Source organism: Hanstruepera marina (assembly GCF_019880635.1).
Taxonomy (GTDB): domain Bacteria; phylum Bacteroidota; class Bacteroidia; order Flavobacteriales; family Flavobacteriaceae; genus Hanstruepera; species Hanstruepera marina.
Map to the genome: position 1 here is coordinate 279,929 of NZ_JAINVX010000002.1, position 25,876 is coordinate 305,804.

The 25,876-nt window shown below is 34.8% G+C and carries 28 protein-coding genes and 1 pseudogene; 18 read left to right on the top strand and 11 right to left on the bottom strand.

The features are described from left to right. The first annotated feature begins 37 nt into the window (after positions 1-37). The 3 genes from recR to K7G76_RS09045 all read left to right on the top strand — a co-directional run bounded on the left by recR (position 38) and on the right by K7G76_RS09045 (position 3,168). The gene (recR, locus tag K7G76_RS09035) at positions 38-655 is read left to right on the top strand and encodes a recombination mediator RecR (protein ID WP_223033878.1); all 618 of its coding nucleotides are present in this window, start codon (positions 38-40) and stop codon (positions 653-655) included. Positions 656-664: 9 nt separating this feature from the next. Continuing rightward, the gene (locus tag K7G76_RS09040; RefSeq protein ID WP_223033879.1) at positions 665-1,771 is read left to right on the top strand and encodes a glycosyltransferase family 2 protein; all 1,107 of its coding nucleotides are present in this window, start codon (positions 665-667) and stop codon (positions 1,769-1,771) included. Positions 1,772-1,851: 80 nt separating this feature from the next. Beyond that, on the top strand, positions 1,852-3,168 hold the full coding sequence (locus K7G76_RS09045) for a dihydrolipoamide acetyltransferase family protein (RefSeq protein ID WP_223033880.1): 1,317 nt from the start codon (positions 1,852-1,854) through the stop codon (positions 3,166-3,168). 90 nt (positions 3,169-3,258) lie between these two features. On the opposite strand, the gene K7G76_RS09050 is transcribed toward K7G76_RS09045, so the two are convergent. From K7G76_RS09050 to K7G76_RS09060, 3 genes are read right to left on the bottom strand one after another with little or no spacing between them, the layout of a single operon-like run. Then, positions 3,259-3,510: a hypothetical protein gene (locus K7G76_RS09050; protein ID WP_223033881.1), complete on the bottom strand. Its 252-nt coding sequence runs from the start codon at positions 3,508-3,510 to the stop codon at positions 3,259-3,261. Beyond that, positions 3,503-3,901 (bottom strand): hypothetical protein, encoded by a 399-nt coding sequence (locus K7G76_RS09055; protein ID WP_223033882.1) that lies wholly within the window; start codon positions 3,899-3,901, stop codon positions 3,503-3,505. The genes K7G76_RS09050 and K7G76_RS09055 overlap by 8 nt, the downstream gene beginning before the upstream one ends. An 11-nt stretch (positions 3,902-3,912) precedes the next feature. Next, the gene (locus K7G76_RS09060) at positions 3,913-4,455 is read right to left on the bottom strand and encodes an RNA polymerase sigma factor (protein WP_223033883.1); all 543 of its coding nucleotides are present in this window, start codon (positions 4,453-4,455) and stop codon (positions 3,913-3,915) included. A 171-nt stretch (positions 4,456-4,626) separates the two neighbouring features. Between K7G76_RS09060 and K7G76_RS15400 the strand changes: the two are divergent. Then, positions 4,627-4,725 (top strand): annotated as a pseudogene (locus K7G76_RS15400) (3'-5' exonuclease); the annotation flags it as partial. An 83-nt stretch (positions 4,726-4,808) separates the two neighbouring features. On the opposite strand, the gene K7G76_RS09065 reads toward K7G76_RS15400, so the two are convergent. After that, positions 4,809-5,894, bottom strand: a complete 1,086-nt coding sequence (locus K7G76_RS09065; RefSeq protein ID WP_255572974.1) for an NADH:flavin oxidoreductase — start codon at positions 5,892-5,894, stop codon at positions 4,809-4,811. A gap of 7 nt (positions 5,895-5,901) precedes the next feature. Continuing rightward, the gene (locus tag K7G76_RS09070) at positions 5,902-6,651 is read right to left on the bottom strand and encodes a hypothetical protein (protein WP_223033884.1); all 750 of its coding nucleotides are present in this window, start codon (positions 6,649-6,651) and stop codon (positions 5,902-5,904) included. A 139-nt stretch (positions 6,652-6,790) separates the two neighbouring features. On the opposite strand from K7G76_RS09070, the gene K7G76_RS09075 reads away from it, so the two are divergent. The 9 genes from K7G76_RS09075 (at position 6,791) to rimO (ending at position 12,976) form a co-directional block, all read left to right on the top strand. Further along, complete coding sequence (locus K7G76_RS09075; RefSeq protein WP_223033885.1) at positions 6,791-7,567, top strand: 3'-5' exonuclease; 777 nt, start codon at positions 6,791-6,793, stop codon at positions 7,565-7,567. Position 7,568: 1 nt separating this feature from the next. Then, entirely contained in the window at positions 7,569-8,180 is a 612-nt protein-coding gene (locus K7G76_RS09080; RefSeq protein ID WP_223033886.1) for a fumarylacetoacetate hydrolase family protein, read from the top strand. Continuing rightward, positions 8,181-8,522 carry an Hpt domain-containing protein gene (locus K7G76_RS09085; protein ID WP_223033887.1) on the top strand — a complete coding sequence of 114 codons (342 nt, stop codon included), beginning with the start codon at positions 8,181-8,183 and terminating at the stop codon, positions 8,520-8,522. Next, positions 8,522-9,769, top strand: coding sequence for a competence/damage-inducible protein A (locus K7G76_RS09090; RefSeq protein WP_223033888.1), 1,248 nt, complete (start codon positions 8,522-8,524; stop codon positions 9,767-9,769). The genes K7G76_RS09085 and K7G76_RS09090 overlap by 1 nt, the downstream gene beginning before the upstream one ends. A gap of 99 nt (positions 9,770-9,868) precedes the next feature. Next, positions 9,869-10,105 (top strand): 50S ribosomal protein L28, encoded by a 237-nt coding sequence (gene rpmB, locus K7G76_RS09095; protein WP_104734400.1) that lies wholly within the window; start codon positions 9,869-9,871, stop codon positions 10,103-10,105. A 23-nt stretch (positions 10,106-10,128) separates the two neighbouring features. Then, a complete protein-coding gene (gene rpmG, locus K7G76_RS09100; protein WP_007648529.1) occupies positions 10,129-10,311 on the top strand; it encodes a 50S ribosomal protein L33 in 183 nt (60 codons plus the stop codon). Between the two features lie 48 nt (positions 10,312-10,359). Continuing rightward, on the top strand, positions 10,360-10,512 hold the full coding sequence (locus tag K7G76_RS09105) for a DUF4295 domain-containing protein (RefSeq protein ID WP_104734399.1): 153 nt from the start codon (positions 10,360-10,362) through the stop codon (positions 10,510-10,512). A 145-nt stretch (positions 10,513-10,657) separates the two neighbouring features. Beyond that, positions 10,658-11,611: a signal recognition particle-docking protein FtsY gene (gene ftsY, locus K7G76_RS09110; protein WP_223033889.1), complete on the top strand. Its 954-nt coding sequence runs from the start codon at positions 10,658-10,660 to the stop codon at positions 11,609-11,611. A gap of 60 nt (positions 11,612-11,671) precedes the next feature. Next, a complete protein-coding gene (gene rimO, locus K7G76_RS09115) occupies positions 11,672-12,976 on the top strand; it encodes a 30S ribosomal protein S12 methylthiotransferase RimO (RefSeq protein WP_223033890.1) in 1,305 nt (434 codons plus the stop codon). A 147-nt stretch (positions 12,977-13,123) separates the two neighbouring features. On the opposite strand, the gene K7G76_RS09120 is transcribed toward rimO, so the two are convergent. The 4 genes from K7G76_RS09120 to K7G76_RS09135 all read right to left on the bottom strand — a co-directional run bounded on the left by K7G76_RS09120 (position 13,124) and on the right by K7G76_RS09135 (position 16,944). Continuing rightward, positions 13,124-13,426, bottom strand: coding sequence for a type II toxin-antitoxin system RelE/ParE family toxin (locus K7G76_RS09120; protein WP_223033891.1), 303 nt, complete (start codon positions 13,424-13,426; stop codon positions 13,124-13,126). Next, positions 13,410-13,643, bottom strand: a complete 234-nt coding sequence (locus K7G76_RS09125; RefSeq protein ID WP_223033892.1) for a hypothetical protein — start codon at positions 13,641-13,643, stop codon at positions 13,410-13,412. Before K7G76_RS09125 ends, K7G76_RS09120 begins: the two co-directional genes overlap by 17 nt. 196 nt (positions 13,644-13,839) lie before the next feature. Beyond that, positions 13,840-14,775: a cadherin repeat domain-containing protein gene (locus K7G76_RS09130; RefSeq protein WP_223033893.1), complete on the bottom strand. Its 936-nt coding sequence runs from the start codon at positions 14,773-14,775 to the stop codon at positions 13,840-13,842. A 222-nt stretch (positions 14,776-14,997) separates the two neighbouring features. After that, positions 14,998-16,944, bottom strand: coding sequence for a tetratricopeptide repeat protein (locus K7G76_RS09135; RefSeq protein WP_223033894.1), 1,947 nt, complete (start codon positions 16,942-16,944; stop codon positions 14,998-15,000). Between the two features lie 209 nt (positions 16,945-17,153). Between K7G76_RS09135 and K7G76_RS09140 the strand changes: the two genes are divergently transcribed. From K7G76_RS09140 to K7G76_RS09150, 3 genes are read left to right on the top strand one after another with little or no spacing between them, the layout of a single operon-like run. Beyond that, positions 17,154-17,651, top strand: coding sequence for a T9SS type A sorting domain-containing protein (locus K7G76_RS09140; RefSeq protein ID WP_223033895.1), 498 nt, complete (start codon positions 17,154-17,156; stop codon positions 17,649-17,651). 1 nt (position 17,652) lies between these two features. Beyond that, positions 17,653-18,303: an outer membrane beta-barrel protein gene (locus K7G76_RS09145; RefSeq protein ID WP_223033896.1), complete on the top strand. Its 651-nt coding sequence runs from the start codon at positions 17,653-17,655 to the stop codon at positions 18,301-18,303. A 12-nt stretch (positions 18,304-18,315) separates the two neighbouring features. Continuing rightward, complete coding sequence (locus K7G76_RS09150; RefSeq protein ID WP_223033897.1) at positions 18,316-20,406, top strand: hypothetical protein; 2,091 nt, start codon at positions 18,316-18,318, stop codon at positions 20,404-20,406. A gap of 65 nt (positions 20,407-20,471) precedes the next feature. On the opposite strand, the gene K7G76_RS09155 is transcribed toward K7G76_RS09150, so the two are convergent. Together K7G76_RS09155 and K7G76_RS09160 are read right to left on the bottom strand one after the other, a co-directional pair. Next, entirely contained in the window at positions 20,472-21,752 is a 1,281-nt protein-coding gene (locus tag K7G76_RS09155) for a carboxypeptidase-like regulatory domain-containing protein (RefSeq protein ID WP_223033898.1), read from the bottom strand. Between the two features lie 53 nt (positions 21,753-21,805). Beyond that, complete coding sequence (locus K7G76_RS09160; RefSeq protein WP_223033899.1) at positions 21,806-22,603, bottom strand: dienelactone hydrolase family protein; 798 nt, start codon at positions 22,601-22,603, stop codon at positions 21,806-21,808. Positions 22,604-22,870: 267 nt separating this feature from the next. Between K7G76_RS09160 and bshC the strand changes: the two genes are divergently transcribed. Both bshC and K7G76_RS09170 read left to right on the top strand, forming a co-directional pair. Further along, positions 22,871-24,475 (top strand): bacillithiol biosynthesis cysteine-adding enzyme BshC, encoded by a 1,605-nt coding sequence (gene bshC, locus K7G76_RS09165; RefSeq protein WP_223033900.1) that lies wholly within the window; start codon positions 22,871-22,873, stop codon positions 24,473-24,475. A gap of 3 nt (positions 24,476-24,478) precedes the next feature. Then, entirely contained in the window at positions 24,479-25,849 is a 1,371-nt protein-coding gene (locus tag K7G76_RS09170; protein WP_223033901.1) for a pyridoxal phosphate-dependent decarboxylase family protein, read from the top strand. Positions 25,850-25,876: the final 27 nt, after the last annotated feature.

Here is a 25,876-nt window from a genome sequence, read left to right on the forward strand (position 1 = left end):
ATACAATTCTTAAATGTAAAATCGTAAATTCGCAGCAATGGAATTTTCATCAAAATTACTAGAGCGTGCCGTGAACGAAATGTCACAATTACCAGGAATTGGTAAACGAACGGCTTTGCGTTTGGTGTTGCATTTGTTAAGGCAGCCCGAAAGCCAAACCAACCAATTGTCTGACGCCTTAAAAGCTATGCGCTCGGAAATTAATTTATGTAAAAGCTGCCACAATATTAGCGACACTGCGGTTTGCGAAATTTGTTCAAATCCGTATCGAACCGAAGAGATTATTTGCGTAGTTGAGGACATTCGCGATGTTATGGCTATTGAAAATACCAGTTCATTTCGCGGACTCTATCATGTATTGGGCGGAAAAATTTCACCAATGGATGGTATTGGGCCCAATGATTTGAATATTGAAACACTGGTTGAAAAAGTAAAGTCAGGTAAAGTTAAAGAACTCATTTTTGCTTTAGGCTCTACCATGGAAGGCGATACCACAAACTTCTATATTTACAGGCAGATTCAAGATTACAATGTTGTGACATCTACTATAGCTAGAGGTATTTCAGTTGGTAACGAACTGGAATATACCGATGAGGTGACTTTGGGTAGAAGTATTATTAACCGTATTCCTTTTGAAGCCTCCCTAAAATCTTAATTGTATCATTTGAAACTATCAGTTGTCATACTAAACTATAACGTGCGCTACTTTTTGGAGTTGTGCCTAAAAAGTGTGGAAGCTGCTATTATTGATTTGGATGCCGAGATTATAGTTGTGGATAATAATTCGTCCGATGCAAGTTGCCAAATGGTAAAGACACAGTTTCCAGAAGTTGTTTTAATTGAAAACAAAAACAATGATGGGTTTTCAAAAGGGAATAATTTAGGTGTTGCCCATGCTAAAGGCGAATATGTCTGTATTTTAAATCCTGATACGGTTGTGGCTGAAAATACTTTTTCCACGTTATTACAGTTTATTAAGCAGCTAGATAATCCAGGAATTGTAGGTTGTCGATTGATAGATGGAACAGGTCATTTTTTGCCAGAAAGTAAGCGTAATATCCCAAAACCAAAAGTGGCTCTAAAAAAGTTGTTGGGTAATCCGTACGACTATTACGCCAATCAAGTTGAAGAATTTGGTATTGGTGAAGTTCCTGTTTTTGTGGGCGCTTTCATGTTTATGAAAAAATCGGTTTATGAAGCTGTAGGCGGATTTGACGAAGACTATTTTATGTATGGTGAAGATGTGGATATTTCCTATAAAGTTTTAAAGTCAGGTTATGAAAACTATTATAATGGTACAACAAGTATTATCCATTATAAAGGCGAAAGTACTTTAAAGGATGTTAAATATGCCAAACGGTTTTACGGAGCGATGCAGATTTTTTACAAAAAGCATTTTAAGAGTAACTGGCTGTTCAATACCATAGTTTGGTTTGGTATTAAAGCTGCTTATGTGTTGCGTTCAGAACCCAAGCAACAAGAAAAAAGGGTTGATGCCTATTTGGTGTTGTCCAAACGGTCTTGTAATTTTTTAATGTCATTTTCTGATAAACCTATGGAAGTGGTTTCAAATTTACCTGACTTAAAACCTTACACCGAAATTATTTTTGATGCACATACGTTCAGTTACAAATCCATTATAGAACTCATTGACAATTATAAGACGCAACGTACCATTTCCTTCAAAATATTACCTAATAATGCAAATTTTGTACTAGGAAGTAATAGCTCGAAGAGCAGAGGTGAAATCGTGTTGTTTGAAAAGAATTAATTAACAAAACTGCAATCAATTAGATGATTTTTCATTAATTTTGCAGTCATAATTTAAAAAAATAGCGTTCCATTACAGATATGGCAAAATTTGAATTAAAACTCCCAAAAATGGGAGAGAGTGTAGCAGAAGCGACCATTACTTCTTGGTTAAAAGAAGTAGGTGAAACTATTGAAGCAGACGAAGCGGTTTTAGAAATCGCAACCGATAAGGTAGATAGTGAAGTGCCAAGTGAGGTTGAAGGTGTATTGGTTGAAAAACTATTTGATGTTGACGATGTGGTTCAAGTAGGGCAAACCATTGCTGTTATTGAAACCGAAGGCGGATCTAGTGCTTCAGCATCACAACCTGAACCAGCAAAAACTGAAATAGTTTCAGAAATTCCCGCTGTTGCTGAAGTAGAGAAAACAGTGGTGGCTGCTCAAGAAACAGCGACATCAATCGTATCTTCAGGCGATCGCTTTTATTCACCGCTGGTTAAGAATATAGCCAAAAAAGAAGGCATCACGCAAAGCGAGTTGGATGCTATGCCAGGAACAGGTAAGGATGGACGTGTAACTAAAAATGATATTCTTGCTTATTTAGGCAATAGAGGTCAACAAACTACTGTCACTTCGAGCGCAGTCGATAAGTCTCAATCAACTCAAGAACCTGAAAAACCAAAAACAGCACCTGTTGTGGCTTCTGGTGATGATGAGATTATTGAAATGACGCGAATGGGCAAACTCATTGCGCATCACATGGTAGAGTCTGTTCAAACTTCGGCTCACGTACAAAGTTTTATTGAGGCCGATGTAACCAATATCTGGAATTGGCGTAATAAAGTCAAAAAAGAATTCGCACAGCGCGAAGGTGAGAACCTAACCTTTACACCTATATTCATGGAAGCCGTAGCCAGAGCGTTACGTGACTATCCTATGATGAACATTTCCGTGCAAGGCGATACCATTATAAAGAAAAAGCACATCAATTTGGGCATGGCGGCAGCCTTACCCGATGGTAATTTAATTGTGCCGGTTATCAAGGATGCCGATCAGTTAAACTTGGTAGGCATGACCAAAAAGGTTAACGATTTGGCTGGCAGAGCTAGACAAAACCAATTAAAGCCTGACGATATTCAGGGAGGAACATATACCGTTACCAATGTGGGAACATTTGGTAGTATTATGGGAACACCTATTATCAATCAGCCACAAGTTGGTATTTTGGCACTTGGGGCCATTAGAAAAGTACCAGCAGTTGTAGAAACACCGGAAGGTGATTTTATTGGCATCCGTTACCGTATGTTTATGTCACATTCGTATGACCACAGAGTGGTTAATGGTGCATTAGGTGGCCAGTTTGTAAAAGCGGTAAAAGACTATTTAGAAGCTTGGGATCCTAATAGGGAAATTTAAATTGTCATTCCGAGCTTGTCCAGGAATCTCTCAATAAAACAAAAAAAGCACAATTTTAGGATTGTGCTTTTTTATTATACATCATTAGGCTTATTCCAATACATCACAATAAAAACCCTTGGAGGTCACTTGTTCAATAATTTCTATTTCACCTAATTCTTTTTTTGCTTCAATCCTTAATACCTTGTCGATATCTTCCATGTCTATTGACCATTTTAAAATTTCAGGGTTTGTGTCAAGTAAAGTTTGTAAAACAGTAATATCGCCTCTGCTTTGAATGTTTGTTTTAAATATATGGACTTTAATATTGCTTTTGTGTCTATAGTAGAAAGGACTAATCATTAGTTTCATCTTTATTGGTTAATTTATCTAAATAAGCTTCATAGGCTTTATTTCCTTCTTCTTTCCAGAAATTGTCATAATGTTTCCATTTGGAAAATTTACTTTTCGAATCATCATTACAACCTGTTTTTTTTGAAGATTTATGGTCCTTGCCTCCAAAGCCACCACAACCACCTAACAATATTTTAAATAATATAAAAACACCAACAGCTTCCCAATAGGTCAATGTAGGTAAATCAAAAATCAATGGCATTAACCAATTCCACAGCCACATTATTACAAAGCCAAACAGTATGGCTAATCCAGATATAAATATAATTCCAAAGATTATCATTCCGGCAATTTCTCCTGGAGACTTGCCTCTCATTTTGTGTTTAAAGTAATTTGACATATTCGTTTTTTTTAACTAATGGTTTCTTGCTTGTTTATTAATGTTTTGTATAAGAGTGAAATTGCTCTATGTCGTCTTGACATCAATGTGCCAATAGGAATGCCAGTTTCATGTTCTAGTTCTTTATAAGTATATCCTTCAAAGTCAATAGCTATAATAACATCTTTGTAGTTTGGCTTAAGATTAATGATTGCTTTTTTTAATTCTTGTTTCAATTGTTCAGGGTATAAATCTGGTGGTGACTCGTAAATTAAACTTGCAAGCTCAATTAATCTTGTTTCATTTTGTGATTCATAATTAACCTTGACCTTTTTAGAAGACCTCATGACGTCTATTATTTTGTTTCTTATGGCGCGATAAACAAAGCCCGCAACGTTATTAATAGGTGAGTATCTGTCGGCACTAGTAAAAAGTTTTAATGCTACATCTTGAATAATATCTTCGGCATCTTTATTAATGCTTGCTTTAATGTTTGAGCTTACATACGATTTAAGAGAAGAATACTCTTCATTAAAAAATGTATTTAATTTTTTACTGTTTTCTGATTGGTTCATTGTGCTTTTTTACAGCTCTCAATTATAAAGACGTAATTATTTAATTCTATTGCATTTTTTTATAATTATTTGACGAATAAGTTTTGAAACTGTTTCAATTGTTAATAGTTAATTGTGTCTAAAGCCTCAATAATTCATTAATCTAACTACCTTTGCCAAAACTATTTTTTAATGAATCTTAATTTATCAAAACCCATTTGTTTTTTCGATTTGGAAACGATATGTGATAACAATATAGAAGACCGTATCGTTAAGATCACTTACTTAAAGGGGCTCCAAATAGCAAAATGAAGGTATTTATCAATATAAAAAGCACAATCAAAGGATTGTGCTTTTTTTAATAAGTTTCCTAATCAATTATTGTCCTCCACAAACCCATTCCATCTGCGCATATATTCAATAAATGTGTCACTTAAACCTTCAGATTTTAAATAGGCTTCCGAAACTGGATTCTCAATTGGTTTGAAGTTTAGGTTTTCTATAACACGTTTTGGAAAATCATGATGTAAAATACCAGAACGACCTATGGTTACAAAATCTACTCCAGAATCTAATACGTTTTGCACATCATCACCAGTTCTAATATTACCAGCAACCGTTAGTTTAACATTTTTAAAATCCAAATCGGTTATATGTTGTAATAATGATTTATCAGAATCTAGATACTCTTCAGGTTTTTTAAAACAATCCCAAAGTGAAAGGTCTAAAAAGTCAATGTTATAGTTGTCAATTAATTGTTGACTAATAATTTTTATTTCAGATAATTTCATACCAAATCGCTCTGGCGATAATCGAACACCTAACAAAAATGCTTTACCACAGGCTTTGCGAATGCCATCAACAATTTCAAAAAGTAAACGAGATCGATTTTCTAGAGAACCACCATAGCAGTCTTGACGTTTATTTATAGTATCACTTAAAAACTGCGTTAAAATATAACCATGAGCACCATGAACTTCAATACCATCATAACCACAAGTTTGAGCACGAATGGCAGCTTGAATAAAATCGTCTTTAAGTTGATAGACTTCATCTAGAGTCAAAGCTCTGGCGTTATGTTTTTCACTATCCGAAGGACAAACCGCTTTTTGTTTAATGACTTCATATGGTGAACGCATTCCAGCATGATGCAACTGTATAACGGCTAAACTGCCATAGCTTTTAATTTTGGCGACTAGCTTTTTATGCCCTTCCATTAAATCATCAGAAAAAATGCCTAACTGACCTGGGAATCCTTTTCCTATTTTTTGAACATGCGAAGCACAGGTCATAACCAATCCAAAACCACCTTGGGCTCGCATAGTAAGCCAATTAAATTCATCATCAGAAAGTTGACCGTTTTCATGACTTTGTTGGTTGGTAAGAGGAGCCAACATAAAGCGGTTTTTCATTTGTAGTCCACAGGTAAATGTGATAGATTCGGAAGGTTTATTTTTCATCAATCATTTATTGATAAGTAAACTCTTGAATAGAATTGTAAATATCGTTAGTGATTTTCATTGTTCTTACTCTGTTTTCAGAATCAAATGTATATTCGTATTCATGGATTTTTAATGGAATTGTGTGGTCTTCTTCATCAATTGGGAATTCTTTTCTAGAATAGAAAATATTTTTAGTATAGGGATGTTGCCACATTCTAAAAATTCCAATAGATTTTAATAAATTAACTGGGTTTTGTTTGTTTAAATCATAATTCCAATATTCCTGAATACGTTCAGTGTCGTTTTCTAAATGCGTAATATTTTGATTGGAATCATAGTAGTATTTTCTTGTAATGTTACCGTTGCTTATATTAAGCCCATAATGTCTTTCAATAGTACCGTCATCGAAAAAAATAAACTCATCTGTTTTTTGGTTTAGATGATTATAAACTTCAGCTATATTATTTGTCCAATTAACAGATTGATATAACTGTCCATCTGTAATTTCTTTGATAACTTTACCTTCGTTGTTGTATTCGTAAGTACTAACAAAGCTATTGTCTGGATCATTTGCAGGATCAAGACCACTAAAATGAAATGAGGTTACTTTTCCTTCGGAATCAAAATAAAACTCATAATAGTAAGTGATATAATTTGTTTGTTCATTCTTATATTCAATCTTCATATAATGGATTGAATTGCCTGTATTACTATCATCGTCATTATTACACGAATATAAAGTAAGCGTTAAGAGAAGAAAAATAACCTTTTTCATAAGTAGAAGTGTGTTATTAAATGCTGCAAATTTTTATTGAAAATTAGTAAATATTATTTAAAACAAATAATAAATGTTATGTCTATTGAAAATTGATAGAATTGTTTATTCTAACTACCTTTGCCAAAACTATTTTTTAATGAATCTTAATTTATCAAAACCCATTTGTTTTTTCGATTTAGAGACTACAGGTGTCAACATAACATCCGACCGTATAGTGGAGATTGCCATTCTTAAAGTATATCCCGATGGCAAGGAAGAATCCAAACGCTGGTTGGTCAATCCAGAGAGACCCATACCAAAAGAAGTAACAGCTATTCATGGAATTTCAGATGCAGATGTAGTCAATGAACCGACTTTTAAAGAATTGGCTAAAGAGATTCACAACATGATTAAGGATTCTGATTTAGGAGGTTTTAACTCAAACCGTTTTGATATTCCGCTTTTAGCCGAAGAAATGTTACGTGCTGATGTGGATTTTGATATGAAAAATCGCTTGTCTATAGATGTTCAGACTATTTTTCATAAAATGGAACAACGTACTTTAAGTGCTGCCTATAAATTCTACTGCGATAAAACCTTGGAAGATGCTCATACAGCAGAAGCCGATACCAGTGCAACTTACGAAGTGCTAAAGGCGCAAGTCGCCAAATACGAAGAATTGGAAAACAACTCCAAGTTTTTAGCAGAGTTCAGCTCCCGTAAAAAGTTTGCAGACTTTGCTGGTTTTATAACTTATAATAAAAAGGGTGAGGAGTTTTTCTCGTTTGGGAAGCATAAAGGTAAGCGCGTTGAAGATATTTTAGAAGAAGAACCAGGTTATTTTGGTTGGTTACTCAATGCTGATTTTCCATTATACACCAAGAAAGTGCTGACTGCCATTAAGTTGAGAGCCTTGAATAATAAGTTGAATTAATATGAAATTAATCTGCATCGGTCGTAATTACACCAAGCATATTGAAGAGTTGGAAAACGAAAAACCAACCGATCCAGTTGTGTTTTTAAAGCCAGACACGTCCATACTATTAAAAAAGCAGCCGTTTTTTATTCCAGATTTTTCGCATGATGTTCACCATGAAGTTGAGGTGTTGGTGAAAATAAATCGAGTAGGTAAATACATCGATCGTAAATTTGCACACAAGTACTACAATGAAATAGGTTTGGGGATTGACTTTACTGCACGTGATTTGCAAGCCAAGCTTAAGGAAAAAGGTTTGCCTTGGGAAAAGGCTAAAGCTTTTGATGGTGCAGCAGTAATAGGTAAGTGGTTGCCTAAAGATGCATTTTCTGATATAAACAATTTAAATTTTTCATTGCAAAAAAATGATGAAGTGGTACAACAAGGAAATACAAGCCACATGCTTTGGAAAATTGATGAGCTCATAGAATATGTCTCTAAATATTTTACTTTAAAGATAGGAGATGTTATATTTACCGGAACACCTGCTGGAGTTGGCAAGGTAGTTGCAAACGATAAACTAAAAGGATTTTTGGAAGACAAAGAGCTGTTTTCTATAACAATAAAATAAATGGAACAACATTACAAATTATATCGTGTACGCGAAATGGCAGATAATGACGAGGATTTTATAGCTGCATTAGCCGCTGCATTTTTAGAAGAAGTACCAGAAGATTTAGAACGCTTAAAAGTGGCAGTTGCAAATACAGACTATTATACAGCCTATCAAGCTGCCCATAAAATGAAACCAACGGTAGATTTATTCGAATTAGGTGTGCTTCAAGATCTTATAGAAGTTCAAGATTGGGGGAAGTTTGAAAAAACAGACATGGATCCAACCGAAAAGCTGAATAGAGTTGTAACGGCTGTTGAAAAAGCCACTGAAGAACTAAAAGCAGACTTCGGATTGTAATGCAGGCAGAAATCATAACCATTGGAGATGAAATTCTAATTGGTCAGATTGTCGATACCAATTCAGCATATATTAGCAAACAACTAAATAAAATTGGGGTTTCCGTCTATCAAATTACTTCGGTTCAAGACGATAAGGATCATATTTTAAAATCTTTAAAAGAAGCCGAAGAAAATGCCGATATTATTATCATTACTGGCGGACTTGGTCCAACCAAGGATGATATTACCAAAAGAACATTAGCTGAATACTTTGATGATATTTTGGTACAAAGTGATGTGGTTTTAAAAAATATTGAGCATCTCTGGGAGACTTATATCAAAAAACCATTGGCGCAAGTCAATATCGATCAAGCTTTAGTACCTTCTAAATCACAGGTGCTAATGAATAAGTTTGGTAGTGCGCCAGGTATGTGGTTAGAGAAAAATGATAAGGTTTTTATATCCTTGCCTGGCGTACCTTATGAAATGAAAGCCTTAATGGAACAAGAGGTTATTCCAAGATTACGAAAAGCTTATAAGTTTCCTTTTATCAAGCATACAACCTTATTAACCTATGGTTTGGGTGAAAGCTCATTGGCCGAGCGTATTGAAGACTGGGAAGATAATTTGCCCAATTTCATGAAGTTAGCGTATTTGCCTGGTTTAGGGCGTGTGCGTTTGCGCCTATCGGCAAAAGCTATGGATAAAAATTTGGTTAAAACCGAAATGCAAAAACAGGTTGAAACCTTACTGCCACAAATTCAGGACATTTTCGCTGGATTTGAAACCGATGATTCTTTAGAAGCTATAGTAGGTAAGCAATTAACTCATTTAGGAAAAACTTTAGCTACGGCCGAAAGTTGCACGGGAGGAAAAATAGCTGAAAGTTTTACGGCTATTCCAGGTGCTTCAAATTATTTTATAGGTAGTGTGGTAAGCTATGCCACAGAAGCCAAGGTAAATGTTTTGCATGTTCCGGAAGCATTAATTAAAAAGCACTCGGTGGTGTCTCAAGAAGTAGCCGAAGCCATGGCAATGGGTGCTTTAAAATTGTTTAAAACCGATTATGCTATAGCCACAACAGGAAATGCAGGTCCAAATAAAGGTGATTCGGATGCAGAAGTTGGTACTGTCTTTATAGCTATAGCTAATAAAAATGCAGTTTACTCCGAAGAATTCAACTTTGGAAACCACAGAAAAAAAGTGATTAGAAAAGCCGTAAACAAAGCTTTTGAAATGCTACAAAAAGAAATTTTAAAAAAGTAGTTATTTTAGTTTGTTGATATTCCAAAGTTTTACTAAATTTGCACCCTGTTTTGAAAGAATAGTCAATTCAGAACACAATAACATTTAAAGGTTAGAACAATGTCAAGAGTTTGTGAACTTACAGGAAAGAAGGCCATGGTTGGAAACAACGTGTCTCATGCAATGAATAAAACAAAGCGTAAATTCAATGCGAATTTAGTTAAGAAACGTTTTTACATCCCTGAAGAAGATAAGTGGGTTACTTTAAAAGTAGCTGCGTCAACATTAAAGACTATTAACAAAATAGGAATCTCTGCTGCTTTAAAACAAGCAAAGGTTAAAGGTTTCATTAAGTAATAGCTACATAAAAAGTTAGTAAAATGGCAAAGAAAGGTAACAGAATACAAGTAATATTAGAGTGTACAGAACACAAAGAGTCTGGACAACCAGGAACGTCTAGATATATTACAACTAAAAATAAAAAGAACACGCCAGACAGAATGGAGATTAAGAAATTTAATCCTATTCTTAAGAGAATGACGGTTCATAAAGAGATTAAGTAATTCAGAGATTTTCACCTCTTGTGAGAATGTCCTAAAACATATTTAGACATGGCAAAGAAATCAGTAGCATCGTTACAAACAGGATCTAAACGTTTAACAAAAGCTATCAAAATGGTAAAATCTCCTAAAACGGGATCTTACATGTTTGTAGAATCTGTTATGGCTCCAGAGTTAGTAAACGATTGGTTAAACAAACAATAAGAATTTATTCTTAAAAAATATATAAGCTGCTTTCGGTTTTCGAAAGCAGCTTTTTGTTTTATATTTACGACCGAATGACAAAAGTGCAGATGTAGTATATAGGCAAGGCTTTTGCTATGGTAATATGGAGTTATAAATAGTTACTATGAGTTTTTTTAAAAAAATATTTTCTTCTGAAAAAAAAGAAACACTAGACAAGGGTTTAGAAAAATCCAATGCGTCCTTTTTTAATAAGTTAAGTAAGGCCGTTGCTGGTAAATCAAAAGTAGATGATGATGTTTTAGATAATCTTGAAGAGGTTCTGGTTACCAGCGATGTAGGTGTTAATACCACTTTAAAAGTTATTGAACGTATAGAAGAGCGTGTAGCCAAGGATAAGTATTTAGGAACCGATGAATTGAATAAAATCTTACGCGAAGAAATAGCAGGTCTATTAAGTGAAACCAATTCGGGTGAGGAGACAGAGTATACCGTTCCAGCCAATAAAAAACCATATGTGCTTATGGTAGTTGGTGTCAACGGTGTTGGAAAAACAACTACTATCGGTAAGTTAGCATATCAATTCAAGAAAAAAGGACTTAAAGTGGTCTTGGGAGCTGCCGATACTTTTAGAGCAGCAGCTATCGATCAATTGCAGGTCTGGGCAGATCGTGTCGATGTTCCTATGGTAAGGCAAGATATGGGCAGTGATCCTGCTTCTGTGGCGTTTGATGCTTTACAGTCTGGTGTCAAACAAGATGCTGATGTTATTATTATTGATACCGCAGGGCGTTTACATAATAAGGTTAACCTCATGAATGAGTTGACCAAAGTAAAACGAGTGATGCAAAAAGTAGTAGGTGACGCACCTCATGATGTACTTTTGGTATTAGATGGTTCTACTGGGCAAAATGCTTTTGAGCAAGCCAAACAATTTACTGCTGCAACCGAAGTTACATCTTTAGCAGTTACCAAATTAGATGGTACAGCAAAAGGAGGTGTGGTTATTGGTATTTCAGATCAATTTCAAATTCCTGTAAAATATATAGGTGTCGGGGAAGGTATTGAAGATTTACAGGTTTTCAATAAGTATGAGTTTGTAGACTCGTTCTTCAAATAATAATTAATGTACTGCTATCCTTAACTTGTTGAAGGATCTCTATTTAATTAGATAAGTTTCATGCGAACAAAGTCACGTAAAAAGAATAAAATCAATGTAGTAACACTAGGCTGTAGTAAAAATGTTTACGATAGCGAGGTGTTAATGGGACAACTAAAAGCCAATGGCAAGGACGTTGCTCATGAAGAAGAAGGCAATGTCGTGGTTATCAATACCTGTGGTTTTATCAATAATGCTAAAGAAGAAAGCGTGAATACCATATTGGAATTTATGCAGAAGAAAGAAGCAGGTGAAGTGGATAAGGTATTTGTTACAGGTTGTTTAAGTGAACGCTACAAACCGGATTTACAAAAAGAAATTCCTGATGTGGATGCCTACTTTGGAACGACCGAATTACCGCATTTGTTAAAAGCTTTAGGAGCTGACTATAAGCATGAGTTAATAGGTGAGCGTTTAACTACAACTCCTAAAAATTATGCCTATTTAAAAATCGCTGAAGGTTGTGACAGACCGTGTAGTTTTTGTGCGATACCCTTAATGCGTGGTAAACATAAAAGTACACCCATTGAAGAATTGGTTACAGAAGCTGAAAAACTGGCTGCTAATGGCGTAAAGGAATTGATTTTAATTGCGCAGGATTTAACCTATTACGGGCTCGATTTATACAAAAAACGCAACCTGGCCGAACTGTTGGAAGCTTTAGTTAAAGTAGACGGTATTGAGTGGATCCGACTGCATTATGCGTTTCCAACTGGATTCCCATTGGATGTCTTGGATGTCATGAAGCGTGAACCGAAAATCTGTAACTATTTGGATATTCCCTTACAGCATATTTCTGATGATATTTTAAAGAGTATGCGTCGTGGAACTACTAAAGAGAAAACCACCAAGCTTATTCAACAGTTTCGTGAAGCGGTTCCAGAAATGACCATTCGTACCACGTTGATAGTGGGTTATCCTGGTGAAACCGAAGAAAACTTTCAGGAATTGAAACAATGGGTAAAAGACATGCGTTTTGAACGTTTGGGGTGCTTTACCTATAGTCACGAAGAAAATACCCATGCCTATAATTTGGAAGATGACGTACCAGAAGATGTGAAGCAAGAGCGTGCCAATGCGATTATGGAAATACAATCGCAGATTTCTTGGGAACTGAACCAAGCCAAAATAGGGCAGACTTATAAAGTGGTTATTGATAGAAAGGAAGGCAACTATTTTGTTGGACGCACAGAGTATGATTCGCCAGATGTCGATAACGAAGTACTCATTGATGCTTCAAAAGCCTATTTAAAAACTGGCGAATACACTCAAGTTAAAATTATAGATGCTGCTGATTTTGATCTGTATGGCGAGGCGATAATTTAGGAATTTTCGTTATCGGTTTGTATAAGAATAGTTGCGTTTTTGTGTCCGGCAGATTTTCCGCAGGAAAATCCACGAGAGCAAAAAAGCAACTACCTTTGGTTAAGGTAAAAGTAGCAATTATTTTTATACGGTGTTATGCAACGGTTTTTATAGCTTTTTCTTTTTCGGATTCTTTCTGTTTGAAAATAAAGAAACAATCTCAATTGAATTTTTATTAATTCGGTAATAAAGATTGTTGTGTTTTTCGACTACAGCTTTTCGAATATTTTTTTTCTCGAATGATACTGGGAAAATTTCAGGTGATTTTGAAATCAGTTCTATTGTATGGTCTAATTTTGCAGAGAATGTTCTTAATTCTCTTTCTGTCCATTTATTCTCAAGATATTCAATAGTTTCTTTAAGTTCAGATATTGCGTGGTCAGTCCACAGAATCTTATAACCACTTTTCATAGATTCCTTTCACGTTTGAGTGAGAAGTCAATTTTCCGCCATCAGCATCTTGAATCCCTTTTTCGATAGACTCTTTTTCGCTTGCAGAAATTTCATTCCACCAATCATTCTTCTCTTTCTCTCTTAATTTCATTAGTTTGTCAATCAGAGATGTATCATTCAAAGTTGATAGCCATTGAATTAATTCTATTTTTTTATTTTCTAAACTTAAATCCATAATACCAAATTTACAAATTTAATCTAAACATTCAATTTTTGAACGTGATTTTAACTGTTGCATAACGTTTAGGATATGACATCGTTTTAATGATTTATATCCACCGATAACGAAGTTCGGTTATTTTTTCGACAAATTCAATAAAAAAGGGAAGCCCCCAAGCTTCCCTTATAGTCATTCATAAAATAGATTGGGTTTAATTCCATTGTTTGAGTGACGAGCTTAAACCTTGGTATATGGCAATGCCTGTCCAGTTGTAAGGTAGGGAATTGGTATCAAAGTTTCCATATTTAAAACTATGGTTGCTTATGCCGTTGTAATATCCAATTCCTTCAGCTGCGAGAGCCATATAAGTGGTTTCAGGGTGTTTACCATTGGCACCTTTAAGAACAAAATAGTTTTCACCACTACTGTGTTGTGGCAGGCTGCTTCCTACGTTTTGATAACCTTCTTGTAAACTGGTTGAGGTCTTTATCTTGGCATTGGTTTGATTATTGGCATTGGTGACATACTTAAAGGCAAACACATAGTTTTCGGGTTCTACGGTTGCATTATTGTCATTAGCATAGGTATAAAGCGCACTGTCATAGGATATGGAGTTGCTTCTATAGTATTGTGAATTGGAAGCACCACATTTATTCACATCATATAGGTAATTGGCAAGATCGTTATACTCATTTTCAGTTATCATAACCCATTGTCCGTTTGAAGCGCTTTCATACGCACTTCGGGAATCATTTAAAAAGGACCAGATATCATCCATATTGTTTAGGTTAACAATAACTACCTTACTGCTGCTTTCTGTACCATTGGAAATAGCTACAGTAGCGGTGATGACTTCATTGGTTTCAAAATCGAAAACTTGCCAAGCAGCAACACGTAATTCCCCTGAATTACTATCAAGCGTAAAGGCATTGCTCACAGATTCTGAACTCAAAGAGAAAGTAACATCGCCTGAAAGGTTGGTGGAAATTATGGTGATTAGGTCGCCACTTCTTGGATTTTCGTTGAAGGCTATTTCAACCGTTGAACCATCGGAATTGTTTGGGGGATTTTGAGAATCATCACTATTACTACAGGACATTACTGTAATTAATACAAATAGGATGACTAGTTTAACTTGATTTTTCATAATAAAGTGTTTTGTGGTTTATGAAAGTTTGCAGCGAAATGCAATAGGAATTGTCTGCAGCCAAAACTATTGCAAGACACCACAAAACTGGTATGCTAAACTAATAGCACTTCAAACTTACAATGACGAGTTTATGTGAAATAATTTATGCTGTGGACAACTAGTGGACATAGTAAATCAAAACGGTAGACAATAGGTGGACTGAATTACTTAAACACTTGATTACAATTTTATTACTAAATCCTGTAAGGAATCATCAGAAGACAAATCTAGTTTTTTACGCAATCTGTATCGGGCTTTTTTAATGCCTTCGCTAGATATGTTTAATATGTTGGCAATTTCTTTAGAAGACAGGTTCATCTTTAATAAAGCCATCAGTCTGAGTTCGTTTGAAGTAACTTCTGGGTACTTCTTTTTAACATTGTTGTTAAAGTCTTTGTGTACTTCCTCAAAGTATTTTTTAAAGTTCTCCCAATTGTTATCATCTTTTAAATCAAAGTTAATGGTTTGAATAAGCTGTTGGTAGCCACTAGATGAGTTTGAGTATTTGAGTTCTTTGGCCTTGGCTTTTATTTCCTGAAGGACTTCATTTTTCTTTGCCAAATGTAGGGCATGCGAAGTCAGCTCTTTTTTCTTAAAGCTTAATTCGTTATCCAATTTTTCCTTTTCTGCACGATTGCGTTTTATTTTTTGACGTAAGCTATAAGCGGTCATCAATCCAATTAAAATAGCTGAAATTAGAGCAATGATTAAAATCAACCTAAAGGAATCATCCTTTTTCTTTTGGGCTTCTAGCACCACAATGTCATTCTCTTTTTTCAGCAGTTCGTTTTCCTTTTTTTCTGTTTCATATTTTACTTTAAGCTCTTCGATTTCCTTGGCAGAATCTAAATTGAAAATACTATCATGTATGGTTTGATAATTTCGCTGATCTAACAAAGCTTGTTTAAAATTGCTGTTTTTTTCATAGGAAAGGGAACGGCCTTGATAGGCTTCTTCCAATAGTTTCAAAGCTGAAATGGAATCGGCAAATGCCACGGCTTTATCATAGCTTTCTATGGAGTTGCCATATTGCTTGTCGTTGCGATAAATTTCTCCCAACATATTATGGCCAACAATCAGGTTGTTCATGGATTGGATTGTGTTGGATATAAAAACCGATTCCTGCATGCTTTTCAAAGCTTTTTTGTAATCCCCTTTATCAGAATAGGTCATGGCAATGTTAGCTAGATTCATAATTTCCATGTCTGGACGGTTTAGCTCTTTGGAATAGGTTAAAGCTTTTTGATAATTTTCAAGAGCCAAGTCAAAGTTTTGGTTTTCTATTTCCAAGTTTCCAATTTCATTATATGTAATGGAAAGCCATTCAGTATTATTAATTTCCTTGAACTTATCAAGGGATTTCAGTAGGTAATTCATGGCTTCTTCGCTATTACCACGAAGCATTTCGATTCTGCCTAAATGACCAAGTGTTATGCCTTCACCTTTTAGGCTGGGTTTTTTAAGTGTGTCTAGAATTTTTAAAGATTTTAATCCTTGTTGGGTAGCTAAATCAAATTTACCCATGTCAATATAGGTTGTAGTTTTTCTACCAACGGCACTAGCAATGAGCAAGCCATTTTTGAGTTTTTTAGCAACAGCCATAGAAGAGTCCAAGAGGATGAGTCCTTTTTCAAAGTTACCTTGTAAAATTTCTAAAGTGGCATACTCCTCATAATTCCAACAGGTTCGTTTACCAGGTTTAGCTTTTTGCATAACATCAACTGCTTGTTGATAATAATATCGTGAAGAATCAATATTTGGCAAAAAGCGATAATAATAGGCATGGTTTCTATAAAAATCTCCTTGGGCAGTTTTAAGTCTCGTTTTTTTGGAAAGAGCCAATCCTTGTTTTGCGTATTCAAGCGCATCATTATTATTGGAATGCAATGTGGCGTTGAAAAGTTTTTGAAGAGCTCTTAAACGCTGTTTGTCATCTTTTGAAGTATTATAAACGGTTTCCAAACTATCTATTTTTTTTTGATTTTGGGAAAGCGTAACCATTGGGTTTAATAAGCAGATTAAAATAAACGTGAATAGCAATTTGTCCACTTTAAAGAACCGCTTATTTGAATTGGTTTGTAATGGGACAGCGTGAAATGCAGTTTTGGTTGCCATATTAAAAGTCATAATAGTTGGTTTTAATACAATTCAAAATATAATTAATTGTAAATCAGAAATATAGTAAATTAAAATGACAGTGTTTACTGCCGTTATAAAAGTCTATAAAAATTATTAAATACTGTTTTAAAAGGGGTGGACAAAGGGTGGACATGGCCTTTTTTCCTTTTTTACTAGGCTAATACTAAATACATTAGCCGTAAGACAACCACTAAACCATGTACAAGACATTTTTAATTTTCACAATTGTTTGCTTGTTTTTTCAGACTGGATTTGCACAAATAAAGAAGAAAGAAACACTATCTAGTCAAGGTTCTTCACACTTTATTTATGCCAATAATAAAAGTTATTTCATTCAAGAGAGTATTGGGCAAGCTAGCGTTACATTCACATACAATCTTGATGGCTATGCTTTGCGACAAGGCTTTTTACAGCCCATTTCTCCTTCAGCTTTAAATGGAGGTTCAGATACAGATTTGGACGGTTATTTTTACCCTAATCCATTTGATAACGACATTCATATTCGGTTTAATGAAGCTATCTATGATGTTTTACAAGTAACTTTATTTGATGTGTTGGGAAGAACTATTTATAATAACGAGTTTGGTCCTGTACAAACACTGGATCTTGATTTTGGTTTTGTGAGTTCTGGTAATTATGTGTTAGTGGTTAGGATGCGTTCCAAAACGTTTTTGGCCAAATTAATAAGAAGATAGTATGAAACGGAATGTGCTTTTTTGGTGTTTTCTGTTTTTAGCAATAGGCGGTTTTTCACAACAGTTATATGTAGAGTTTGGACCAACTATTTCAGCTTTCGACTATAAAAATTCACAAGGAGAACCATTGGATAATTTATTGTCTAAGCCAAATATTTATTTGGGTATGGGTTATAGAAACGTGTTGAATAACAACCAAACCTTATTTGTTTCTCTAGGAGCATCCTACAATGGCTATGGCGCTATTGGTAGTGATAACAGGTTGGATAACTATTTTGAGTGGGATGTGAGCTATTTGGGTGTTAATGCAGGATTGGATGTTAAGCTGTTTAGTTTACGCGATTTTTCGTTTTATCTAAAGGGTTCAATAGCTGCTGAGTTCTTAATTCGAGGAACTCAAACAGTGAACAATCAGGTCTTTAATTTGGTTGGTGAAGATGAATTTAACAACACCATATTTTTTACCAGAGGTCATTTGGGAATGCAATATCCCATTTCACGAAATACATCGCTATTTGTTAACTATACGTACGGGCGAACCGTGCTTATAGGAAAAGGAAATGGCATAGATGAAGAACAATTAAAACTAATCACACATCAATTTGGATTAGGCCTGATTATCAATCTGCCTAATTGTAATTGTCCATTTTAAATTTTTTAAATTATGAAAAAGTTAGCCTTATTATTTGTTTGCTGTTTTATAACGCTTTTAGGATTTTCACAAACAGATGGTATCAGTTACCAAGCAGTTATCATTGATAACAACCCACAAGAAATACCAGGAGTTGATATTCCATCTAATAACTTGCCAAATGTACCTTTACAGGTTCAATTTTCAATTATTGATAACAATGGATCTGTTGAATACCAGGAAATCCATAGTACAACAACCGATGCTTACGGAATGATTCATTTAATGATTGGTCAAGGTCAAACTGTAATAAATAGTTTCAACCAAATATATTGGAATAATGAAAAATATTTGAAAGTTGAAATAGATTTGAACGATGGAAATGGTTGGGTAGGTTTCAGCTATCAAGAACTTACTTATATACCTTATGTAAAGCATCGTGAAATCATTGCAACTTCAACATTGGATGTAGATGGTGCTACTAATTTAAACAACAGTTTTTCAGTAAACAATGCGAGTCCGTCTCACTTAACAGGTGATTTGACTGTAGATGGAAATACAAATTTAAATGGTGCTCTAACAGTTTTTAATCAAGAGCCAACTTTACTTACGGGAGATTTAACCGTAGAAGGAACAGCTAACTTTTCTGATGGTGTATTTGATAATATTACGGTAAACCAACATGCAGCATTAAACACAGTAACAGCTGACGGAGTAGTAAACTTTAATAGTGATTTTTATGTCAATAATCAAAGCCCTACTGATTTATCAGGGAACTTAACGGTTGATGGGGAATCAGAATTTTTCAATAGAGTAAAAATAGATGTTTCATTGGCTGAAACAGATATAGATGATTATGATGCTTATCCATTACAGATAGAGGGAAGTCAACAAGGAATCGCTATTAAACTGGCTCCTAATTCACCAAATAGAAATAATAATTACATATCTTTTTGGGATGGTGATAACACGATAAGGGGTAGAATAGAAGCGAATGAAGGTCTTGTTTCAATATCAACGGATATTATTTGGGATCTTATTACCATTCCCGACTTTGGTGATGTCATTGATGCTGATCCAGATGATACACCTCCCGATGTAGAACCAAATCAATATTTTAATAATAATTATGCTTTTGGAGCCTATTCTTTGACTTTAGAGTTAGTATCTCATATCATTAGGTTTGGAATTAATGTAACAGCTGCATTGGGCTTTTGCGCTACTGGAGATTGCGATGACGTGGTTTGGTCTTTTATGGACGTTGTGGTTGCTGGTATTCAGCTTGGAGGATACATTACATATAATGAAATTAACATTGGAGTTGCTTATGAATCCGGAGGAGCAGATTATGCCGAATGGCTACGAAAATACAATACAAATGAAGTATTGAGCTTTGGTGATGTAGTAGGCGTTAAAGCAGGGATGATTTCAAAATCATTTGCAGATGCTGATAAGTTTATGGTCATTTCACAAAATCCTATGATTAGTGCTGCAATGCCTGAAAAAGGAAATGAGAAGGACTATGAAAAAGTAGCATTTATAGGGCAGGTGCCTGTAAAAGTCTTGGGTAAAGCATCAGTAGGAGATTATATTGTGTCAACCGGAAATGCTGACGGTTTTGCAATTGCAATTTCTCCTGACCAAATGAATATTAACGATTATAAACGGATAGTAGGAGTAGCATGGGCTGAATCCATTGGAGATAACGTTTTCAGTTATGTTCAAACAGCTATTGGGATTAATGCAAATGATTTGACATTCCAAATTGAAAAGATGCAAGTTATAATGAATATGATGCAGGAATCTTTGGCAAAACTAGATTCAGGGTTTAAGCCCCAACTATTTGATGTGGAATCTGAAATTCAACCAAAGGAAGAATCCAAACCTGCGACAATACAGGAGCGTATAGCTGAAAAGACAACAAGTAAAAACTATACCTCACTCAAAGAAGCCATTCAACAAATTGAAAAAGATTATATTAAACAATCTGGTTTTGATATTATGAAACTGCCATATTTACAAGAAGTTATAGATAACCCTAGCAGAGAAAATGCAGAGAAATTAGTAGACTATTACAATCGGGTATTAGTTAAATTACAGAAAATGAACCCAAGTAAATTCTAATATGATAGCAAATTTTATAGAAATAATTGTTGAAGGGAGAAAGTTTGAAACCTAGCAGTTTTTAATTAAGATTGCGGCTCTTCTTTATCTAACTGTTTGTTGATTTTTTTAATCGCGTTTTCAATAGATTTTTCAGGTTCAATAATATTATATTCGCCCCAAAACTCAGGATCGTTAAACCCTGAAGCTTCATCAACTAAAATGGTAGATGGTCTTAATATCAGGTCTCTATTATTCGGTTTTTCATATTTTACGTTTGTGGGTTTCCAGTCGGTAATGGCCATTTCACTGTTAAGTGTGTAATAACTGCTAAAAAGTCTACCTTTCCAATTCACTTTAAAGGTGAGCAAGATATTACTGTAGCTATAATACCATTTGCCATTACTCGTTCTGTAATTAACGCGGTAATTGGCTTGAGTAGGATATACAGTTGCTTTGTTGGGTTTTTTACGTACAAACAGCTCGCTGGCGAGAACCTTGTTGTCAACATTTAAACTAAATATGGCACTGGTTAAGGCAAAATTTTGTGAATCGATATAAAGTTTACCATAAAACAACGGGATTTTAAGTTCTGGACGCTGCTTAAAATTCACAATATAAATAAGCTGGTCGTTAATTTGTGTGGGTTTATCAAAAGTAAAGGTGTAGTCTGATAAGTTTTCTTCAGAAAAAATATACTGCGGATATTTTATTATATCGGCAAACAAATTACTAAACGGACCGCCTTGTAACTTTAAGGCTATGGTGTCTAACCGTGAATAGTTTGTGTTTTTACGCACCTTTACAATTTTAATGGCATCGCGTTTATTGCTTGTTGTGGGTTGTTTGTAAATCTCAACAACGGCTTCAGATAAGGAGGCATTTTGGCGTCTCTTTTTAATAGTCTCTCTGTAAAAACCAGTCATTGAAATCCCAGTATTAAACGAATTGTCGCCTTTGCGTTTTAACATCAGTCGAACTAACGTTTCTGCATCTTTTGGGGCATTAATTGTCACTTCGTTTAAGGTAGTTATAGATGGGTTTAAACGAATATTAGCATTACTTAATAATACAGGTATAGAGATGGTCTGATCTTCATATCCAAGATATTGGACAACAACCGATATGCTCTTTAAGGAGTCTGGAATTTTCAATAAATAATCCCCTTCGGTATTCGTAATTGTGGCAATATTTGTCCCTTGCACAATAAGGTCTGCAAATACAAGAGGGGCTTTTGTTTTACTATCGGTAACAGAGCCGTTTATTTCTATATAGGTATTGTTTTTTTCTTGAGCAAAGACAAATGAACCTGTCAGTAAAAACAGGTTCATTACAAGTGAATAGTAATATGGATACTGTAATTTCATTGTAATAAAATGGTAATATGAAATTACGAATTATCTTTTAAATGACCCTTAAGTTAATTCCAAACGTAGTTTTCAAGCCAATTGGATGCATTTTGTAAATACGAAACATATTCACAAGGTTCCAGATGGGTTAGGTTAGGAGCAACTTCTAAAGTAACATCACTTCCTGCTGCGTTTGTGTCTGTTATCCAGTCTTCAATATCGGCAAGAGGAAACAGCTCATCGTTTTCACCATGAATGGCATACATGGGTATAGGCATTACCCTTGCCGATCCGTTTTGGTTATACGAGCCATACGTACTCGCCATAGGGATGGCGGCTGAAAAATAATTAGAACGTGTTTCGCCTAAATACCAGCTACCGTTTCCGCCATCACTGTAACCATTAACTACAATTTTGTTAGCATCTACTGGTAAAAACTCTACAGCTAAATCAATTAACGATAATACTTGCTCTACGTTATAGGAATGAAACCAGGCCAATTGATCGGCATTCGGACTAATAATTATGGCATCCAAGGATTCAAAACCAGGTTCGGCATAACAATCGGTTTGCTTATGTGCATCAGGATTGTTTATCAATACACCACCATGTAGCGTAATAATCAATGGGCGATTATTGTTTGTAAAATCTACATCTGGCATAATAACCCTAAAGTTCCAGACAAAATTAAAATGGTTTAAAAGGGCAATGTCATTATTGCCAGTTGTGAAGTCAATCTCGCTAAAGTCTTGGCGTACATCATCAAATGAACGTTGCGGCACATAAGGCTCGTCACTGTCGTCTGAACTACAGCTAAAAGTTAGCACAAGTGCAAACAGACAAATAAATGGTAATTTTAAAAGTTTCATGGTTGTCAATTTTTTAATAAATGTAATAAAAATGTGGTTATTAATCATGTAATCAGTTATAAAGTTAGCTTTCTTAAAAATGAATTTGGTATTAAATTGAGTGAATCCTACTCTTTAATTAGGGAATCGTGACATATGGTTAGGGAATAGTCTTTTTGCTGCAAATACCGGTTAAATTAAAACTTAGCTGTTAAAAAAAAGCTAAAAACCATTTATTGAAATTTAGTTTACAAAAGATGGTATCTTTACATAAATTTTGAATTGCGTATGCCAACAAATAGTGTTCCCTTTCGAGAAACCCATTACTTTTCAAATTTAATATGTGATTATTTAGATGAAAAACCTGAATGGCAACCGTTTTATAATCGTTTTCCCAAAATTGAAAACTTCAAGGCTCAAATAGAAGAAAAACGAAAAACATTTTCTCCACAAACCAGAAAAAGCCTTGTAAAATCGCTTAATGAGCAATATAAAAATGTTGAGGCGTCGCAACTTACATTTCAAAATATAAATGCCTTACAAAACGAAACAACATTTACGGTTACTACAGGTCATCAATTAAATTTATTTACGGGGCCACTTTATTTTTTCTACAAAATAGTATCTACCATAAATCTATGTAAAGAATTAAAGGCAGCATATCCAGAATTTAATTTTGTACCCATATATTGGATGGCTACTGAAGATCATGATTTTGAGGAAATAAATTTTTTCAACTTTAAAAATGAAAAGGTAAGGTGGGATAAAGAAGCTTCTGGAGCGGTTGGTGAATTGCATTTAAATGAAATAGAGGACGTATTTCATACTTTTGAAAGCAAACTAGGATTGGGCAAGTATGCCAATGAGTTGAAGCAACTTTTTAAAACCGCTTACTTAAAGCACCAAACTCTAACTGAAGCCACGCGATATTTGGTTAATGAATTGTTTACGGAATATGGTCTGGTAATTTTAGACGGAAATGATAAAGGGTTGAAAGCGATATTCAAACCTTATATAAAAAACGAACTTCTTGATAAAACTGCCTATAAGCATGTGTCTGAAACCAATGAAAAAATTAAGAAGGTAAATTCAGATTATACCATTCAAGTTAATCCCAGAGAAATTAATTTGTTTTATCTAAATCAAGGTATTCGAGAACGTATTGTGGAAGATAAAGGGCAATATATGGTTTTGGAAACCAATTTAAATTGGGATAAGGAAACCTTGCTAAAGGAAGTAGATAATTACCCGGAACGTTTTAGTCCAAATGTGATTTTAAGACCACTCTATCAAGAAGTAATACTGCCTAATTTATGCTACATTGGTGGAGGAGGTGAATTGGCATATTGGTTTCAGCTTCAATCTAATTTTGAGGCTAACAATGTTACATTTCCAATACTGTTACTTCGTAATTCGGTTTTAATTACATCTCAAAAGCAACGTTCTAAACTTGAAAAACTCGATTTAAAAATAGCAGATTTGTTTATTGATCAGGATGAACTTGTTTCTAAAGTAACAAAACAAGTGTCTTCAATAGATATAGATTTTTCAGAACAAAAGGAACATCTCAAAAAGCAGTTTAAGGATCTATATAAATTATCGGAACAAACCGATAAATCGTTCGTTGGAGCAGTATCGGCTCAAGAACGAAAGCAAATTAAAGGTTTGGAACATCTAGAAAAACGGTTGTTAAAAGCTCAAAAAAGAAAATATAATGAACGTTTAGACCGTGTCTCCAAATTGCAGGACGAATTATTTCCAAACAAAAGTTTACAAGAGCGTTATGCTAATTTTTCAGAGTTTTATTTAGTGTATGGAGACCAATTTATTCAGCTGTTAGTCGTAAATTTGCAACCGCTTAAAGGGGAGTTTACAATACTAAATTTAGACTAATTCATGCATAAGATTGATATTGAACTTATTGAAATGACGTTAGACGTCATGAAGTATGCCATAGGTAGAATTTCAGCAACCGAACACGAGATAGGAAAACCTAAAAAAGCGGAAGAGCTAAAAGCTCTGGTAGGGGAAACTGTAACGGAAAAAGGAATTGGCGGCGAATATGCATTTAACCTTTGGAAAGAACATCTATCTAAAGCCAATGTCCCGGTTGACCACCCTAGAAATTTAGCATTTGTACCGGCCTCACCAACTCGAGCAGCTGTTATGTTTGATTTAATAACTTCGGCTTCGAGTATTCATGGTGCCTATTGGATGGAAGGTGCTGGAGGTATTTTTTGTGAAAATGAAGCCATGAAATGGATTGTGTCGTTAACAGGCTTGCCCGAAGGTGCTTTTGGAGTATTTACTAGTGGAGGTACAGCTGCCAATTTATCGGCAATTGTTACGGCCAGAGAGTATTGGAGAAGAGATGATACCTATAAACGTGAAAAAGGCTTGATTATAACATCAATTGGTGCGCATTCATCAATTAAGGCCATGGCCAAAGTGGCAGATGTCGATATATTATTGGTAGATACAGAAGAAAAACTTACTGGAAGTTCCCTTCGTGAAACTATAGACAATTTAACATTTCATCAACGTAAGCGTTTGTTTGCTGTTGTGGCAACTGGAGGAACAACCAATGCGGGAATTATTGATGATTTAGAAGGTATTGCTGAAGTTTGTGAAACAGAGCGATTATGGTTTCACGTCGATGCAGCTTATGGTGGCGGAGCTCTTGCTGCCGACTCGGTTAGACCATTGTTTAAAGGTATTGAACGCGCAGATAGTATTACTATAGATCCTCATAAATGGATGTTTTCACCATACGATTGTGGAGCGGTTATTTATAAAAATCCAGAATTGGCCAAAGAAGCGCATTCGCAACAGGGTTCATATTTAGATATTTTTAAAGATGAAGGCGCCCATGGTTTTAATCCAACCGATTATCAAATACAGTTAACTCGTCGAGTAAGAGGATTGCCACTATGGTTTTCATTGGCAACTCATGGTACAGATAGATATAAAGAGTCTGTAGAACGAGGCATTGAATTGGCTCAAATTGCTGGAAGAATGATTGAGGAAGACCCAAATTTAGAATTGGTAAGAGAACCAAGCTTGTCCTGTGTGCTTTACAGAAGAATTGGGTGGAAGCCAGAAGACTATACACATTGGACTTACGAAAATCATAAAAAAGGATTTGCATTAGTTACACCAACAAAATGGAAAAATGGCAACACTTTTGAAACCGTTTCAAGGTTTTGCTTTATTAATCCGGATACAACTGAAAAGGATATTCAGATGATTTTAGAATCCATGCAATAAATACACAAAAAATAGAGATGGATGTAT

Bases quoted from the DNA above. Each gene is read 5' to 3' on its own strand.
- K7G76_RS09070 (WP_223033884.1), bottom strand. From the start codon at position 6,651: ATGAAAAAGGTTATTTTTCTTCTCTTAACGCTTACTTTATATTCGTGT.
- bshC (WP_223033900.1), top strand. From the start codon at position 22,871: ATGCCAACAAATAGTGTTCCCTTTCGAGAAACCCATTACTTTTCAAAT.
- K7G76_RS09075 (WP_223033885.1), top strand. From the start codon at position 6,791: ATGAATCTTAATTTATCAAAACCCATTTGTTTTTTCGATTTAGAGACT.
- K7G76_RS09060 (WP_223033883.1), bottom strand. From the start codon at position 4,455: ATGAACCAATCAGAAAACAGTAAAAAATTAAATACATTTTTTAATGAA.
- K7G76_RS09150 (WP_223033897.1), top strand. From the start codon at position 18,316: ATGAAAAAGTTAGCCTTATTATTTGTTTGCTGTTTTATAACGCTTTTA.
- K7G76_RS09140 (WP_223033895.1), top strand. From the start codon at position 17,154: ATGTACAAGACATTTTTAATTTTCACAATTGTTTGCTTGTTTTTTCAG.
- rimO (WP_223033890.1), top strand. From the start codon at position 11,672: ATGCGAACAAAGTCACGTAAAAAGAATAAAATCAATGTAGTAACACTA.
- K7G76_RS09045 (WP_223033880.1), top strand. From the start codon at position 1,852: ATGGCAAAATTTGAATTAAAACTCCCAAAAATGGGAGAGAGTGTAGCA.
- K7G76_RS09170 (WP_223033901.1), top strand. From the start codon at position 24,479: ATGCATAAGATTGATATTGAACTTATTGAAATGACGTTAGACGTCATG.
- K7G76_RS09125 (WP_223033892.1), bottom strand. From the start codon at position 13,643: ATGGATTTAAGTTTAGAAAATAAAAAAATAGAATTAATTCAATGGCTA.
- K7G76_RS09160 (WP_223033899.1), bottom strand. From the start codon at position 22,603: ATGAAACTTTTAAAATTACCATTTATTTGTCTGTTTGCACTTGTGCTA.
- K7G76_RS09085 (WP_223033887.1), top strand. From the start codon at position 8,181: ATGGAACAACATTACAAATTATATCGTGTACGCGAAATGGCAGATAAT.
- recR (WP_223033878.1), top strand. From the start codon at position 38: ATGGAATTTTCATCAAAATTACTAGAGCGTGCCGTGAACGAAATGTCA.
- K7G76_RS09135 (WP_223033894.1), bottom strand. From the start codon at position 16,944: ATGACTTTTAATATGGCAACCAAAACTGCATTTCACGCTGTCCCATTA.
- K7G76_RS09105 (WP_104734399.1), top strand. From the start codon at position 10,360: ATGGCAAAGAAATCAGTAGCATCGTTACAAACAGGATCTAAACGTTTA.
- rpmG (WP_007648529.1), top strand. From the start codon at position 10,129: ATGGCAAAGAAAGGTAACAGAATACAAGTAATATTAGAGTGTACAGAA.
- K7G76_RS09065 (WP_255572974.1), bottom strand. From the start codon at position 5,894: ATGAAAAATAAACCTTCCGAATCTATCACATTTACCTGTGGACTACAA.
- rpmB (WP_104734400.1), top strand. From the start codon at position 9,869: ATGTCAAGAGTTTGTGAACTTACAGGAAAGAAGGCCATGGTTGGAAAC.
- K7G76_RS09145 (WP_223033896.1), top strand. From the start codon at position 17,653: ATGAAACGGAATGTGCTTTTTTGGTGTTTTCTGTTTTTAGCAATAGGC.
- K7G76_RS09080 (WP_223033886.1), top strand. From the start codon at position 7,569: ATGAAATTAATCTGCATCGGTCGTAATTACACCAAGCATATTGAAGAG.
- K7G76_RS09120 (WP_223033891.1), bottom strand. From the start codon at position 13,426: ATGAAAAGTGGTTATAAGATTCTGTGGACTGACCACGCAATATCTGAA.
- K7G76_RS09090 (WP_223033888.1), top strand. From the start codon at position 8,522: ATGCAGGCAGAAATCATAACCATTGGAGATGAAATTCTAATTGGTCAG.
- K7G76_RS09055 (WP_223033882.1), bottom strand. From the start codon at position 3,901: ATGTCAAATTACTTTAAACACAAAATGAGAGGCAAGTCTCCAGGAGAA.
- K7G76_RS09130 (WP_223033893.1), bottom strand. From the start codon at position 14,775: ATGAAAAATCAAGTTAAACTAGTCATCCTATTTGTATTAATTACAGTA.
- K7G76_RS09155 (WP_223033898.1), bottom strand. From the start codon at position 21,752: ATGAAATTACAGTATCCATATTACTATTCACTTGTAATGAACCTGTTT.
- K7G76_RS09050 (WP_223033881.1), bottom strand. From the start codon at position 3,510: ATGATTAGTCCTTTCTACTATAGACACAAAAGCAATATTAAAGTCCAT.
- ftsY (WP_223033889.1), top strand. From the start codon at position 10,658: ATGAGTTTTTTTAAAAAAATATTTTCTTCTGAAAAAAAAGAAACACTA.